This is a genomic window from Gemmatimonadaceae bacterium (assembly GCA_036003045.1).
Taxonomy (GTDB): domain Bacteria; phylum Gemmatimonadota; class Gemmatimonadetes; order Gemmatimonadales; family Gemmatimonadaceae; genus JAQBQB01.
The window spans coordinates 51,746-67,030 of the sequence record DASYSS010000015.1; the positions used below are offsets into that span (position 1 = coordinate 51,746).

A 15,285-nucleotide genomic window follows, 5' to 3' on the forward strand; every position below is an offset into this window, starting at 1 on the left:
ACGACGGGGCCGCAATACGGCCCCGTTCTATTTTGTAGCATGGCCATCGCCCCCGGGATCTTTCGACAGTACGACATTCGCGGCATCGTCGATCGCGATCTCACCACCGAAGTCGCGCACGCCCTCGGCGGCGCATACGCGGCGTATCTCGCCGAGCATCAGGTGAGAGGCGCCGTCGCCGTCGGATGTGACAACCGGCCGAGCGGCGCGAGTCTACGCGACGCCCTTGTCGAAGGGCTCACGAGAGCCGGGGTGGACGTCGTGGACATCGGCGTCGTGCCAACTCCGCTCAACTACTGGGCGCTCAACAAGCTTCCCGTCGTCGGCGGCATCCAGATCACCGGGTCACACAATCCGCCCGAGTACAACGGCTTCAAGCTGTCGGTCGGAACCGGCTCGCTGCACGGTGACGAAATTCAGCATCTCTATGTGCTGACGCAACGGCCGGCTCCCGCGGCGGCACGGCGGGGCACCCTACGCCAAGAGCCGGTCATCGACCGATACGTCGACGACATCGTTCAGAGAATCGGAAAGCTCTCGCGCCCCATTCGCGCGGTGTACGACTGTGGCAACGGAGCGGGCGCGCTCGTCGCGCCGCAGCTTTTGTCGCGGCTTGGGCTGGCGCCGGGAAGCCGCGGTCTCTTCTGCGAGAGTGACGGGACCTTTCCGAACCACCATCCCGATCCGACCGTCCCCGAGAATCTCGAGGATCTGATCCGCGCCGTGAAAGAGGATGGCGCCGAGATCGGCATCGCGTTCGACGGCGACGCGGACCGCATCGGAGTCGTCGACGGCAACGGCGGCATCGTCTGGGGCGACCGGATTCTGATCCTCTACGCCCGCGACGTGTTGAAGCGGACGGGCCCGGGCCAGCCGATCATCTTCGACGTGAAGTGTTCGCAGTCGCTCTCCGACGCCGTCGCGAAAGCCGGCGGCAAACCGCTGATGTGGAAGACCGGACACTCGCTCATCAAGGACAAGATGCGCGAGACGCACGCCCCGGTCGCCGGCGAGATGTCCGGCCACATGTTCTTCAGCGAGGGGTTTTACGGCCACGACGACGCGCTCTATGGCGCCGCGCGGCTTCTGAGAATCCTCGCGGATTCGAAGCAGACCGTCGCGCAGGCGCTGGCCGACGTGCCGGAGCTGGTCGCGACGCCGGAGATTCGCATCGAGGTGCCCGAGGAGCTCAAGTTCGGCCTCGTCGACCGCGCGGTCGAGCATTTCCGCGCCAAGCACGACGTGATCGACGTGGACGGCGTGCGTGTGCTCTTCGGCGACGGCTGGGGACTGATTCGCGCGTCGAACACGCAGCCGGTCATCGTGGCGCGCTACGAGGCGGCGAACGCGGAGCGGCTCGCGGCGATCCGCGGCGAGATGGAGGGGTGGCTGCGCGCCCAAGGCGTGCACGTCTGACATGACGACGCGGCGCTGGTTCGTGGCGGTGCTGGGCGCGGTCGCGATCCTGCTGCTCGCCGGCCGCGCGCTGTCGGCGATCTACGCCGACTATCAGTGGTACGAGGCGCTCGGCGCGGGTGCGCTGTGGCGCCTGCGCACCGGAGCCATCGCCGCGATCGACGCGGGCGCGTTCGCCGCGACGGCGATCTTCGCGTACGTGAATTTCTACGCGGTGCGGCACTCGGTCGTGTCGCTCGTGTTTCCGCGCCGGGTCGGCAATTTGGAGATCGGCGAGGAGGTGCCGGGCAGGTATTTGATCGCCGCCGCCGCCATTCTCGCCGTTCTCATCGGGGTGCTGCTCCTGCCGTCGGGAGAAAGCTGGACGTCGGCGATTCTCGCCCGCTCCGGCCAACTGTTTGGGGAACCGGAGCCGAATTTCCGAACCGACCTCGGATTCTTCGTCTACTGGCTTCCGTTCGAGAACACGCTTTGGGACTGGGCGTTCGTCGGCGTCGCCGTCATCGGCCTCGCGGTGATCTTGCTCTACGCGTTGACGCCGAGCCTTCGCTTTCAACGCGGCACGGTCCACATGACCGGCTACGTGAAGCGCCATCTCACGGTGCTCGCCGGCGTTTTGCTCCTCCTCGCCGCGTGGAGCTTCCGTCTCGACATGTACGCGCTCGTCACGTCGGGCACGGGGCCGGAGGGTCTCTTCGGATTCGTCGACGACAAGGTCGGCGTGACGGGAGATCTCGTGTTGGCGCTGGCGACGCTCGGCGCGGCCGCCGTCGTCATCTGGGGCGGATTCGCGGGGCAATTTCGTCTGGCCGGGGTCGCCGTGCTCACGATCGTCGTGCTCGGATTGCTCGTGCACGAGGTCGCGCCGTTTGCGGTGGACCACGTCGGACCCGACGCCTATCGGCGCGGCCGCGACGCCGACTACGTGAGCACTCGCGCCGCGTTCACCAAACGCGCGTTCGGCATCGACTCGATCGTCCTCGACTCGGCGCACGTATACCCGACGCTCGCCGCGGCGTTACCGTGGGTGCCGGTCTGGGACGCCCCGTCGCTCAATCGCGCGATCGACCTCAATCGTCCCGACGACGCAAGCTCGGCAATCGGCTGGCGGACGTCGCCGCAGGGACTCGTGGCGAACGTCGTGAGCGCGCCGCCGTCCGGTGCGTCGCCGCATGCACCGTGGACCGCGGCACGCGTGCTCGCCGCCGACGCCGACGAGCGGGGAGCGCCGATGCGCGTCGCGGGAAGCGGCGCGTCGGCGACGGACGACAGCCCGCTCGACTTGCCGATCGTTTTTCCCGGCGCGTCGCCGATGGCCGTCGTGTCGGACTCGCTCACGCACACGACCGGCGTCGCGCTCGACACGTTCCTCGCGCGCCTGACCGCGGCATGGTCGCTTCAGAATTTGCGAATACTGTCGCGCGACGTCGCGCAGCCTCACCCCACACTGATCACGCACCGCGACATCCGCGACCGGCTTCACCGCTATGCGCCCTTCTTCTTTCAGGGCCGGCGGGTCGCGCCCCTCCTCTCGGGCGACACACTGTACTGGGCAGTGGATCTCTATTCGGCGACGGCGGACTATCCGCTCAGCCGCCGCGTCCAGATCGGCACCGACGAGTTCAGCTATTTGCACCACGCGGCGACCGCCGTAGTTCAGGCGTCGACGGGGGAAGTCATCCTCGTGCGCGATTCGGTGCTCGACCCGGTCGCGTCGACCTGGGTTCATCTGCTCCCGTCGATGTTCACGACGTGGCAGTCGCTTTCGCCGGGACTGCGCTCGCTCCTCGGCCCGCCGCTCGACGGTCTCTACGCGCGCGCGACGTCGTTCGGCTGGTACGGACCGGGGCCCGGTATCGGACGACGCGTTCCGCTGTTGAACGGCGCCGACAGCGCGCTCGCCGGCGACGAAGTGCCGATCGCGCTTCGCGGAGGCAGCTCGACCGCCGTGGCGCTCCCGCTGGTGGACGAGAACGATCGGTTGCGCGGATTGATCATCGGGCTCGGCGGAGCATCCGACGCCATGCTCTGGTATCCGCTGCCGATGGCCGGCCCGCGGTGGGGAGCGGTGCTCGACCGACTTCGCTCGGTGGACAGCGCGGGCAACACGGGGCGCGACGGCACCGTGGAGAGCGGCCGTGTCCGCGTCGTGCCCGTGCGATCCGGCATCGCGTTCCTTCAACCGTCGTATCGTTGGCGCGGTCAAAGCGCGCCGTCGATCGGCCGCGTCGCGTTGTTGTCCGACGACACGGCGCGCTCGGTCGCGCCGCCGTTCGGGCTCGTGCCGCCGGTGCCCGCTTTGCCCGCCACGGCGTCGCCGGAAGTGAAGAGCAGCGCGAGCGCGCTCTACGCGGCGATGCGCGACGCGCTCCGCCGAGGTGATTGGGTCGCCTTTGGCCACGCCTTTGATGCCCTGGGCAGATTGCTCGCGCCGGAGAAGCGCAAGTGAACGGACTGGCGCCAAAGGCAGGGAGCCGCGTCGCGGTCGTCGCGCTCGGCGGCAACGCCCTCGCGCCGGCCGGTGAGACGGCGACCATCTACAATCAGTTTCGGCATACGCGCGAAAGCCTCGCGCCAATCGTCGAGCTGATCCACGACGGTTGGAACGTGTGCGTGGTCCACGGCAACGGTCCACAAGTCGGCGACGAGATGGTGCGCAACGAGGCGGCACGCGAGGAGGCAAGCCCGCTGCCGCTCGGTGTCCTCGTCGCCGCGACCGCGGGCTGGATCGGCTACATGATCCAGCAGTCGCTGGAGAACGCATTGATGCGCGAGCCCGGCGCGCCGCGCATCGCGCGAAGCGTGGCAACCGTGATCACGCAGGTGCAGGTCGATCCGAACGATCCCGCGCTCAGGCATCCCACGAAGTTCATCGGTCACGCGCTTTCGCCCGAGCGGGTGACAGAGCTCGAGCACGAGGGCTACGTGATCAAGGCGGACGGGCACGGCAACCATCGACGTGTCGTAGGCAGCCCGGTACCGCTCGGCATTCGCGAGTTGGACGTCATCCGCACGCTGGTGGACGCGGGAACCCCGGTCGTGGCGTGCGGCGGCGGCGGCGCGCCCGTGTATCGGCATCCGACGCTCGGTTGGGAGGGAATCGACGCCGTCGTCGACAAGGACCTCGTGGCCGCGGTGTTGGCTCGCGACCTGGGCGCCGCCCTCCTCCTGATTCTCACCGACGTCGAGGCGGTGTACGCCGACTGGGGTACGCCGCGCCAGCGGCCGGTCGCGACGCTCACCGCCGACGAAGCGAGCAACATGGACCGGCAGAAGGCTTTCGGCGAGGGAAGTATGGCGCCGAAGATACGTGCGGCGATTGATTTCGTGCGCCGCACCGACGCCGCGCGGTCCGCAGAACCTCCGCGCGCGATCATCACGTCGCTGGCGCGCGGACGGGAGGCGGTGCACGGCGAAGCGGGAACCACGATCACGGCATAACGACACGACGCATACGGAGAACGCGTGAACATTCACGAGTATCAGGCGAAAGAGCTGCTGCGAAAGGAGGGCGTGCCGATTCCGCCGGGCGAAGTCGCGCGGAGCGCGGCCGACGCCGAGGCGATCGCGCGCAAATTCGGCACGACGGTGGTGGTGAAGGCGCAGGTCCACGCCGGCGGCCGCGGAAAGGCGGGCGGTGTGAAGCTCGCCAAGACTCCCGAGGAGACGCGCGAGATCGCGAGCAAAATCCTCGGCATGCAAATCAAAGGACTCACCGTCGAGCAGGTGCTCGTCACGCCGGCCGCGGACATCGCGACCGAAGCGTATGCCGGCATCATTCTCGACCGTGCGTCGAAGAAGCCAGTTTTCATGGTGAGCCCGGCCGGCGGCATCGACATCGAGGAAGTCGCCGCCAAGACGCCGGACAAGATCCTCAAGCTCCCGATCGATACACGGTACGGATTGCAGCCGTACCAGGCCAGCCGACTCGGCTTCTTCCTCTATAACGACGTCAAGCAAGTGCGCGCGGCGGGGAAGATCATGCAGCAGCTCTACGCCGCATTCATGAAGAACGGATGCTCGCTGGCCGAGATCAATCCACTCGTCACGACGCCCGCCCCGGCGGGCGACGTCGTCGCACTCGACGCGAAGATGGTGATCGACGACAACGAGCTCGATCGGCATCCCGAGATCGCCGCGTTGCGCGACGAGAGCGCCGAAGCGCCGAGTGAAGTGCTGGCGCGCAACGCGAACCTCACGTTCATCAAGCTCGACGGCGACGTCGGCTGTGTCGTGAACGGCGCCGGGCTGGCGATGGCGACGATGGACTTGGTGAAGTACTACGGCGGCGATCCGGCCAACTTCCTCGACATCGGCGGCTCGTCGAATCCCGAGAAAGTCGTGAACGCGCTCAAGATCATCACGGCTGACAAGAACGTGAAAGCGATTCTGTTCAATATTTTCGGCGGTATCACGCGCACGGATGACGTGGCGAACGGCATCGTGACCGCCACGAAACAGAATCCGCTCAAGGTGCCGCTGGTCATCCGCCTCACCGGAACGAACGAAGAGATCGCGATGAAGATTCTGCAGGAGAACGGCTTTTCGGCGTCGTCGGACATGGACGAAGCGGTGAAGAGCGCCGTCGCGCTGGCGAAGGGAGGGAAGACAGCGTGAGCATCTTCATCGACAAGAACACGACCGTGGTCGTGCAGGGCATCACGGGGCGCGACGGCTCGTTCCACGCCAAGCAGATGCTCGAGTACGGCACGCGCATCGTCGCCGGCGTCACGCCGGGCAAAGGCGGACAGAAGTTCGAGGACAAGACGCCGATCTTCAACTCCGTCGCCGACGCCGTGGCCGCGACGGGCGCCAACACGTCGGTCATCTACGTGCCGCCGATGTTCGCCGCCGACGCGATCCTCGAGGCCGCCGATGCGGGCGTGAAGCTGATCGTCGCGATCACCGAAGGCGTTCCGGTGCTCGACATGACCCGCGTGTATCCGTTCGTGAAAGAGAAAGGCGCGCGCCTCATCGGTCCGAACTGCCCGGGACTCATCTCTCCGGGGCAGTCGAAAGTCGGCATCATTCCAGGGCGCATCTGCACCCCCGGCAGCGTCGGCGTCGTGAGCCGCTCCGGGACGCTCACCTACGAAGTCGTCTATCAGCTGACTCGCGCGGGACTCGGCCAGTCGACCTGCGTCGGCATCGGCGGCGATCCGATCAACGGCACGAACTTCATCGACTGCCTCGCGGCGTTCGAGGCGGATCCGGCGACGAAGGCCGTCGCGATGATGGGCGAGATCGGCGGTACCGACGAGCAAGACGCCGCGACGTTCGTGATGCAGAACATGAAAAAGCCGGTGGTCGGCTTTATCGCGGGGCAGACCGCGCCACCTGGACGCCGCATGGGCCACGCGGGCGCGATTATCAGCGGCTCCGCCGGAACCGCGGCCGAAAAGATTGCCGCGTTCGAGGCGGCGGGGATGGGCGTCGCCAAACGGCCGATCGACTTCGTCGAGCTGTTGAAGAAGAAGCTCTGAACCGGTGGGCCGGTGGGCCGGCGGGCCGGCACAGAAGAACGCGAAAACAAAATGGCTCGCCCGAAAGGGCGAGCCATTTGTTCGACGTCAGATTCTGGTCGTGAGAGGACTGTGGCCTCCGAGGAGTGAGCGCCTCACCGCCAGAGGACGTCAAAGCTGTAGTGACTGGCTCCGCGCTCCACGTCGTGGATGCGGATCTTGGCGACGTAGCCGTTGTCCGCGCTCGGCTGCTGAATCACGACGACCGGATCGCGTCCTTCACGCTCTGAAACCCAGATGCCCGACGTCCCTTCCGGGATCCCGTTCAACGTGGACTCGACCATGCTCGGGTCGCGCCCGCTGCGCGTGTGGTAGTTCAGCTGGTCAGGACTGAGGGTGATGACGAGATCATCATCGACGTCACCACTCCATCGCAGCGCGATGTGCTGGCTGCGTTCGGTCATCGGCCGCTCGAGGAGCGGCGGACCGATCTCACCGGCCGCCATTGGCTGCCAGTCAACGGCGACGTGGTACATGCCAGTTCCACCCTTCGGGTCGCGGATTCGGATTACGGTCGAGTATCCGTTCTCGGCTGAAGGCTGTCGAATGACATCTGCCGTACCACGGCCTTCGAGCATCCGAACCGAGACCTCACCGTCTCGACTCGGGAGCGAAGAGACCACCGTCATGCCGCGTTGACCGGGCTCCGATGGACCGACGTTGGACGTCGTCACGTTGCGCCCGGACATGGTCAACAGAACTTGCTGGTCTACGCGGCCGCTCCACTGGAACAGCTCGCGTTGCGCACTCAGCGGTGAGGCGCTCATGACGGCGAGCGCCGCCGCGAGACTCAGGTAAATCGTTGATAGTTTGGTCGCTCGCATCCTGCCCTCCGGAAAGCGACTGCCGTTCAGGAGTGCGAGATGCGGGCCGGTGACGTCGCAATTGACCTTTGTTCTTAGGGAACTTTCCGGGGTCGTCCTCGTCGAGGCTCATGCTCCTGCTCATCGCTGCCGCTCTGGGCCAGGCTCGAGTGGCCATTCGAAAAGCCGGCTCCAAGGCCGAGAAGCCGAAGGTCCATCGGCGAGGCGCTGAAATCACCAGTGCGGCCCGGCCTCGATGCTCAACCCGGCGAACAACGCCCGAGGCGGCCGGAACGCCGAGCAGTCTGAACCCGCTCCGTAACAGTGCATCGGGTATTTTCGGCCTATGACCGCCGTCGCGAACGGCCGCACGCGTCCCTGTTGATGCGAGAACTGGTAAGCGAGCGTGCCCACCCATCCGTCCGCGTGGAGGACCTCGGGCGCCCCGGCCTTATTTGTGTCGACGATCTCGTGGACGTAACCCGCCACTGCGTAGGGTCCGTTGCCGGCGCGAATCCATCCCACCTCGGCGTACGGCATGGGCGCCGTGTTTGCCGGTGACGGCGCTATCGCCGCAACGCCGACGCCGCCGTCTAAGCCCAGTAGAGCACGACGGGGAAGTTGAGCGTAAACATCCGCCTGAAACTGTAGCATGGCGCTGATTCCGCCGGCCACGCGGAGACCGAAATCGAGCGAATTGTCGCGCAGCCCGTATGCGATGTTCCCCGACGCCGGCGGAAACACGAAGGGTGGCCAGCCCCCTTCGTTCGCGCGGTTCCGCGGTGCTTGGAGTCCGACCGAAAACTCGGCCGACGGCCCAGGCTCGACTCGCGGGCCGTGCGTCACCGACGGCACGCAGCCCACGGCGAAGGTGAGCGCCACGGCGAGGGCGGCTACATTTGTTCGTCGCGTTCGCCCGATACCACCTCGGGCGACACAACTAACGAAATCACGGACACACCACATGGCCGGCAACTTTACCCTCACGATCATCAAACCCGACGCACTGTCGACGGGCAAAGCGGGCAAGATCATCGCGCACCTCGAGCAGCAGGGCTTCAAGGTCCGCGCGAGTCGCGTCATGCACATGAATGAATCGCAGGCCGGCGAGTTTTACGCCGTACACCGGGAACGGCCTTTCTTCACGCCGCTCGTCTCGTTCATGACCTCAGGCCCCTGCATGCCGATGGTCCTCGAGAAAGACAACGCCGTCGCCGCGCTGCGCACCGCCATCGGTGCGACCGATCCCGCGCAGGCCGAAGCCGGTACCGTTCGCAAGCTCTACGCGGAGTCCAAGGAGCGCAACGCCATCCATGCCTCGGACTCGGACGAAAATGCCGAGCGAGAAGCGCGCTTTTTCTTCGCCGAATCGGACGTCCTCGGCGCTCGTTGACCTCGATCTAAGCTCTGTCGCTCCAGCAACTTGTAGTGAGCTATGTGACGGGCTACTTTTGAGGGATGCTGTCATTCGACATTCGATCCCTCGAAGCACACGCCGCGATCGTCGACGAGGTGCTGTCGGCCGACGATCCGGTGTGGGAAGAAAGCGATCGAAAACCCGTCAACGGCGTGCGGGTCTCCGGCCGGATTTCGTCGGCCGGCCAAAGCCGTTTTTATTGGCATGGCCATCTGCACGGCGACGTTGTCCTGCAGTGCAGCCGCTGTCTGGCTGGCGCCACGGCGCACGTAGACGACGAAGCGCACATCATCTTCGCCGAGCAGGGCAGCGAAGACGCCGACGAACCGGACGTGTACGTGTACGAGCGCACGGCGGCGGACCTCGACGTTCGTCCTGCGTTGCGCGAGCAATGGCTCCTCGCGGCGCCGGCCTACGCGCTGTGTCGCCCGGACTGCAAGGGCCTCTGCCCGCGCTGCGGGGCCGACCTCAACGCCGGTCCGCACGAATGCGCGGAGCAGGCGAGCGACCCGCGCTGGGATGCACTGAAGAAGCTCAATCTTTCCTCGCGGTAGTACGGTACTTCTCCGCCCCCCGCCACCCGACCACCTCTCTCAAGAAAGACCATGGCCGTCCCCAAAAGACGCACCTCCAAGCGAAAGAAGCGCGCCCGCAACACGCACAAGAAGGCGCCCGCTGTCATTCTGCAGGCTTGTCCGAAGTGTGGTGCGCCCAGGCGGCCGCATCGCGTGTGCGCCGAGTGCGGCTACTACGCCGGTAAACAGCGGGTCGAAGCCAGGGAAGCGTAGCCTTGGCGCGGATCGCGTTGGACGCGATGGGGGGCGACTTCGCTCCCCAAGCGACCGTCGCCGGTGCGCTCCTCGCCCTCGGCGAGCTCGATCCACGTCACACTCTGCAGCTCGTCGGCCGATCGAGCGTCGTCGGCGAACAGCTCGACGCGCTGCTGCTCGAGCCGCAGTACGAGTCGCTCGGCGCGCAGCGTAGTCGCGCCGAGATCGTCGAAGCTCCCGACGTCATCGAGATGACCGACAAACCGGCGGCCGCGGTCCGCGGCAAGCCGAACAGCTCGATGATCGTCGGGCTCAAGCTGCAGGCCGACGGAAAATCCGACGGCTTCGTGTCGGCCGGCAACACCGGCGCGCAAATGGCGGCGTCGATGGTCGTGTTGCGTCTCCACACGGGAGTGAAGCGGCCGGCGATCGCGACGCTCTTTCCAACCGGTCGCAAGCCGATCGTCGTGCTCGATTCGGGCGCGAACGTCGACTGCTCGGCGGAAGAGCTGGTCCAGTTTGCCCGGCTCGGCGTCGTCTACGCCGAAGATCTCCTCGGGCGGGAGAATCCCGCCGTCGGGCTGCTCAGCATCGGCGAAGAGGCGGAAAAGGGCAACGCGGCGTCGAAGGAAGCACATCAACTTCTTCAAGCGGCCGGCCTGAACTTCCTCGGCAACGTCGAAGGACGCGATCTGCCAGCGGGTGCTTGCGACCGCGGCCCCATAGACGTCGTCGTCTGCGACGGATTCGTCGGCAACGTCGTGCTCAAGTTCTACGAGGCGGTCGCACCGCTCATTACGCGCATGCTGGTCAAGGCCGGCGTCGACGAAAAAACGATGATGGGCGCCCTCAAGCAGCTCGACTACTCCGAGCACGGCGGCGCGCCCCTTCTCGGCGTGAACGGCGTGAGCATCATCTCGCACGGCAAATCGTCGCCGCGCGCCATCAAGAACGCCATCAAGGTCGCCGTCCAGGCGGTCGAGACGCGAATGAACGAACACATCGGCCGGCATCTGGCATGAAGAGACCCATCGTTTACTTCGCGGGCACGGGACGCGGCGTCCCGGCCACCGTCATGACGAACTTCGACTTCGCGAAGATCGGCATCGAAACGACCGACGAGTGGATCGTCGAGCGCACGGGAATCAAAGAACGCCACATCGCCAAAACCGAGAGTGCCACCGATCTCGCGGCGTGCGCGTCGCGCTCGGCGATGGAAAAGGCGGGCGTTCACCCCGGTGAGCTCGACATCATCGTGCTCGGCACTGCATCGCCGGATCGGCTGCTCCCGTCGGCGGCGGTGGATCTTCAGGCAGCGCTCGGCGCGAGCCGCGCCGCGGCGTTCGACATCGGCGCGGCGTGCTCGGGATTCATCTACAGCGCGACCGTCGCCGAGAGCATGATCGCCGTCGGCAACGCCGACACGGCGCTCGTCGTCGGCGTCGAAAAACTCAGCGCGATCACCGACTGGACCGACCGCTCGACGTGCGTGCTCTTCGGAGACGGCGCCGGCGCCGCGGTCCTCAAGCGGTCGAAGCACGGCAAGGGGATTCTGTCGACTTTCGTCCGCAGCGACGGGACGCTTGGCGACTTGCTCTGCCGCCCTTCCGGCGGAGCGGCGCGGCCCTTTTCGACCGACGTGCTCGCCGACCACTCGCAATTCATCAAGATGAACGGCCGAGAGGTCTTCAAGAACGCGGTGCGGTCGATGTCCGAAGCGTCTACGCGCGCGCTGGACGCCGCAAAGCTGACGGGCGCCGACATCGATCTGATGATCCCGCACCAAGCGAACATTCGGATCATCGAGGCGACCGCAAAGCACGCGAACATCTCGATGGACAAGGTTTACGTGAACGTGGACCGCTTCGGAAACACGTCGGCCGCGTCGGTCCCGATCGCGCTCGACGAGGCGGTGGAGAAGGGGACCATCGGCGAAGGGTCGACCGTATTGCTCGTCGCGTTCGGCGCGGGCTTCACCTGGGGTTCGATGGTGGTCCGCCTCTGACCATGGACGTCGTTCTCCTTTTTCCCGGGCAGGGCTCGCAGAAGCCCGGTATGGCCAAGGACCTCGTCGACTCGTTCGCCGAGGCGCGCGAGGTATTCCGGCGCGCCGACGCGGCCCTCGATGCTCCGCTCAGCAAGCTGTGTTTCGATGGCCCGGCCGAGGAGCTGACGCTCACCCACAACGCGCAGCCGGCGCTCCTCGCGCACGGCGCCGCGGTGTGGGCGACCGTGAAGGACGCGATCGGTTCGCGTGTCGTCGCCGCGGCGGGGCATTCGCTCGGTGAGCTGACCGCCTACCACGCCGCCGCTTCGCTGGACGTCGAAGACGGTGTGCGCGTCGTGCGGCGCCGCGGTGAGCTGATGTACGAGAGCGGGGTGAAGCAGCCCGGAACGATGGCGGCAATTCTCGGTGACGTGCGTCGTCCCGTAGACGAGATCTGCGCGCAGGCGTCGAGCGAAGCTGGTCTCGTCGTGCCGGCGAACTACAACTGCCCGGGGCAGCTCGTCGTGAGCGGAGAGATCGCCGGAGTCGAGCGCGCGATGGCGTTGTTCAAGGAGGCGGGTGCCAAAAGAGCGATCCGCCTCAACGTGAGCGGCGCATTCCACTCGCCGCTCATGGAAAGCGCTTCCGATGGACTCTCCCAAGCGCTTGATGCCGCGTCGTTTGGCGATCCCGACTTCCCGGTCTACTCGAATGTGACGACCGAGCCGGTGACCGCCGCGCGGACCGCGAAGAATCTGCTGCTTCGACAGCTCGCGAGTCCGGTGCGGTGGAGCGACGAGATTCTCGCAATCGCGCGGCAGCATCCCAATGCGCTCTACGTCGAGATGGGTCCGGGGTCGGTGCTCGTCGGATTGGTGAAGAAGATCGACGCGTCGCTCAAGACGGCGACGTGCGGTACGGCCGCCGAAGTCGCGCAGCTCACCGAGCTCGCTGTTTCGTGAAGATCGACCTCGGCGGCCGAGTCGCGCTCGTCACGGGAAGCACGCGTGGCATCGGCCGCGCGATCGCCCAATCGCTCGCGGGCGCCGGCGCCAGGGTCGCCGTCGTCGGCCGCGACGCCGAGCGAGCGAAAGAGGCGGCAGCCTCGATATCTCCCGAGGCGCGCGGCTACGGTTGCGACGTCGCCGACATTGCCGCCATGACGTCGCTCATCGAGAGCGTGGAGAGGGATTTCGGCGCGCTCGACATCCTCGTGAACAACGCCGGCCTCAACCGCGACAACCTGTTGATGCGTCTCAAGGACGACGACTGGGACGCGGTACTGGACGCGAACCTGCGTGGTGCGTTCGTCGCGATGCGGGCGGCGACGCGTGGCATGATGAAGCGGCGATGGGGGCGGATCATCAACATCGCCAGCGTCGTCGGTGTCGTCGGCAACAAGGGCCAGTCGAACTACGCGGCGAGCAAGGCGGGGCTCATCGGCCTCACCAAGTCGGTCGCGAAAGAACTCGCGTCGCGAAACATCCTCGCCAACGTGGTCGCCCCGGGCTTCATCGAAACGGACATGACGCACGCGATGACCGACGACGCCAAGAAAACACTGTTCGCACAGATCCCGCTCGAGCGGCTCGGGACCCCGGCCGACGTTGCGAGCCTCGTGACATTTCTCGCGTCCGATCTCGCGTCGTACATCACCGGCCAGGTCTTCATCGTCGACGGCGGCATGGTCATGTGAGCGCTCTGGAACGACCGTATGAAGTCACACGGAAGGCCGGGGTCGCATCTTCCAATGCCCATTCACGTTAGCTGACAGTGGCCGCCCGGGCCGAGTAGATTAGTCTGCAGACCCCCACTCCCAATTTCTCCTATCCGATCGAGGACCGATTCAAATGCCCGACAACGCTCAGAAGGTTCGTGACATTATCGAGAAGGAACTGGGCGTTGAGCGTGAAAAGCTCACCGACCAGGCGAGCTTCATCGAGGACCTCGGCGCCGACAGCCTCGACATCGTCGAGCTGGTCATGGAATTCGAAAAAGAGTTCAACATCGACATCCCCGACGAAGACGCCGAGAAGCTCCGCACCGTCGGCGACGCGGTCGGCTATCTGAATCAGAAGGTCGGGACCACCGCGTGAGCAAACGCCGGGTCGTCGTCACCGGAATGGGGGCGATCACGCCAGTCGGTAACGACGTGGCGGCGACTTGGCGCGCAATAACCGAAGGCGTGTCGGGCGGCGCCAACATCACGAAATTCGACCACAGCACGTTCCCGGTCCATTTTGCGTGCGAGGTCAAAGGCTTCGACCCGCTCATCTACCTCGAGCGCAAGGAAGCCAAGCGCGCGGACCTGTTCGCGCAGTACGCGCTCGCCGCGTCGGTTCAGGCGATGGCGGACGCCGGCCTCGATAACGGGTCGGCGTACGACCCGGACCGCGTCGGGGTCATCATCGGGAGCGGCATCGGCGGCCTCAAGACGTTCGAGGAGCAGCACGACGTCTACCGCGAGCGCGGGCAGAGCAAGATCAGCGCGTTCTTCATCCCGATGTTCATCTCCGACATCGCGGCCGGCCTTGTCTCGATGCGGTTCAACGCCAAGGGCCCGAACTACGCCACGATCTCGGCCTGCGCCACGAGCGCGCACGCGATCGGCGACGCGTTCCGGACCATCCAGTACGGCGACGCCGACGTCGTGATCACGGGCGGTTCCGAGGCCACGGTCACACCGATGGCCATCGGCGGCTTCGCGAACATGAAGGCCCTATCGGAACGCAACGAGTCTCCCGAGACGGCGTCGCGCCCCTTCGACGCGACCCGCGACGGCTTCGTCATGGGCGAAGGCGGGGGCATCGTGATCCTCGAGAGCCTCGAGGGAGCGCTGAGCCGCGGCGTGCCGATCTACGCCGAAATCGTCGGCTACGGCGCGACGGGCGATGCGTATCACCTCACCGCGCCGGCCCCGGATGGCGAGGGCGCTCAGCGCGCCATGCGCCGCGCCATGAACGACGCGAAGCTCGGCCCGGGCGACATCGAGTACATCAACGCGCACGGCACCTCGACGCCGGCGAACGATCTCAACGAGACGAAGGCGATCAAGGCCGTCTTCGGCGACGCCGCGCCCAAAGTGAACGTGAGCTCCACGAAGTCGATGACCGGCCACATGCTCGGCGCCGCCGGCGCGGTGGAGTTCATCATTGGCGCGCTCGCCGTTCGCGACTGCATCATCCCGCCGACGATCAACTACCAGACGCCGGATCCGGAGCTGGACCTGAACTACACACCGAACGTCGCCGCCAACCGGCCGGTGCGCGCCGTGTTGAGCAACAGCTTCGGCTTTGGGGGTCACAACGTGACCCTCGCCGTCAAGCGCTTCGAGGAGTAGCGCCGTGCCGTCGCCGGCAGTCTCACTCGA

General features: G+C 66.2%; 16 protein-coding genes. 14 read left to right on the top strand and 2 right to left on the bottom strand.

Annotated elements, in window-relative coordinates; genetic code table 11:
- Window positions 1-39 precede the first annotated feature (39 nt).
- The 5 genes from VGQ44_02060 to sucD are packed head-to-tail and all read left to right on the top strand — an operon-like array spanning window position 40 to window position 6,899.
- Entirely contained in the window at window positions 40-1,416 is a 1,377-nt protein-coding gene (locus VGQ44_02060; protein ID HEV8445567.1) for a phosphomannomutase/phosphoglucomutase, read from the top strand.
- A gap of 1 nt (window position 1,417) precedes the next feature.
- The gene (locus tag VGQ44_02065) at window positions 1,418-3,865 is read left to right on the top strand and encodes a UPF0182 family protein (GenBank protein ID HEV8445568.1); all 2,448 of its coding nucleotides are present in this window, start codon (window positions 1,418-1,420) and stop codon (window positions 3,863-3,865) included.
- A complete protein-coding gene (locus VGQ44_02070; GenBank protein ID HEV8445569.1) occupies window positions 3,862-4,857 on the top strand; it encodes a carbamate kinase in 996 nt (331 codons plus the stop codon). The genes VGQ44_02065 and VGQ44_02070 overlap by 4 nt, the downstream gene beginning before the upstream one ends.
- Before the next feature lie 24 nt (window positions 4,858-4,881).
- The gene (gene sucC, locus VGQ44_02075) at window positions 4,882-6,033 is read left to right on the top strand and encodes an ADP-forming succinate--CoA ligase subunit beta (protein HEV8445570.1); all 1,152 of its coding nucleotides are present in this window, start codon (window positions 4,882-4,884) and stop codon (window positions 6,031-6,033) included.
- Window positions 6,030-6,899, top strand: a complete 870-nt coding sequence (sucD, locus tag VGQ44_02080; protein ID HEV8445571.1) for a succinate--CoA ligase subunit alpha — start codon at window positions 6,030-6,032, stop codon at window positions 6,897-6,899. The genes sucC and sucD overlap by 4 nt, the downstream gene beginning before the upstream one ends.
- 134 nt (window positions 6,900-7,033) lie before the next feature.
- Here sucD and VGQ44_02085 read toward each other — a convergent pair whose 3' ends face one another.
- Window positions 7,034-7,762 (bottom strand): hypothetical protein, encoded by a 729-nt coding sequence (locus tag VGQ44_02085; GenBank protein HEV8445572.1) that lies wholly within the window; start codon window positions 7,760-7,762, stop codon window positions 7,034-7,036.
- Window positions 7,763-7,975: 213 nt separating this feature from the next.
- On the bottom strand, window positions 7,976-8,623 hold the full coding sequence (locus tag VGQ44_02090) for a hypothetical protein (protein ID HEV8445573.1): 648 nt from the start codon (window positions 8,621-8,623) through the stop codon (window positions 7,976-7,978).
- 82 nt (window positions 8,624-8,705) lie between these two features.
- Here VGQ44_02090 and ndk point away from each other — a divergent pair, with 82 nt between their 5' ends.
- The 9 genes from ndk (at window position 8,706) to fabF (ending at window position 15,255) form a co-directional block, all read left to right on the top strand.
- Window positions 8,706-9,134 (top strand): nucleoside-diphosphate kinase, encoded by a 429-nt coding sequence (gene ndk, locus VGQ44_02095; GenBank protein ID HEV8445574.1) that lies wholly within the window; start codon window positions 8,706-8,708, stop codon window positions 9,132-9,134.
- 65 nt (window positions 9,135-9,199) lie between these two features.
- The gene (locus VGQ44_02100) at window positions 9,200-9,712 is read left to right on the top strand and encodes a DUF177 domain-containing protein (protein HEV8445575.1); all 513 of its coding nucleotides are present in this window, start codon (window positions 9,200-9,202) and stop codon (window positions 9,710-9,712) included.
- A gap of 51 nt (window positions 9,713-9,763) precedes the next feature.
- A complete protein-coding gene (gene rpmF / locus VGQ44_02105; protein ID HEV8445576.1) occupies window positions 9,764-9,946 on the top strand; it encodes a 50S ribosomal protein L32 in 183 nt (60 codons plus the stop codon).
- A 2-nt stretch (window positions 9,947-9,948) separates the two neighbouring features.
- Window positions 9,949-10,950 carry a phosphate acyltransferase PlsX gene (gene plsX / locus VGQ44_02110; GenBank protein HEV8445577.1) on the top strand — a complete coding sequence of 334 codons (1,002 nt, stop codon included), beginning with the start codon at window positions 9,949-9,951 and terminating at the stop codon, window positions 10,948-10,950.
- Window positions 10,947-11,933, top strand: coding sequence for a beta-ketoacyl-ACP synthase III (locus tag VGQ44_02115; GenBank protein HEV8445578.1), 987 nt, complete (start codon window positions 10,947-10,949; stop codon window positions 11,931-11,933). Before plsX ends, VGQ44_02115 begins: the two co-directional genes overlap by 4 nt.
- Window positions 11,934-11,935: 2 nt before the next feature.
- Window positions 11,936-12,877, top strand: a complete 942-nt coding sequence (gene fabD, locus VGQ44_02120; GenBank protein ID HEV8445579.1) for an ACP S-malonyltransferase — start codon at window positions 11,936-11,938, stop codon at window positions 12,875-12,877.
- A complete protein-coding gene (gene fabG, locus VGQ44_02125) occupies window positions 12,874-13,611 on the top strand; it encodes a 3-oxoacyl-[acyl-carrier-protein] reductase (protein HEV8445580.1) in 738 nt (245 codons plus the stop codon). The genes fabD and fabG overlap by 4 nt, the downstream gene beginning before the upstream one ends.
- Before the next feature lie 154 nt (window positions 13,612-13,765).
- Window positions 13,766-14,011: an acyl carrier protein gene (locus VGQ44_02130; GenBank protein ID HEV8445581.1), complete on the top strand. Its 246-nt coding sequence runs from the start codon at window positions 13,766-13,768 to the stop codon at window positions 14,009-14,011.
- Window positions 14,008-15,255, top strand: coding sequence for a beta-ketoacyl-ACP synthase II (gene fabF, locus VGQ44_02135; GenBank protein HEV8445582.1), 1,248 nt, complete (start codon window positions 14,008-14,010; stop codon window positions 15,253-15,255). Before VGQ44_02130 ends, fabF begins: the two co-directional genes overlap by 4 nt.
- Window positions 15,256-15,285: the final 30 nt, after the last annotated feature.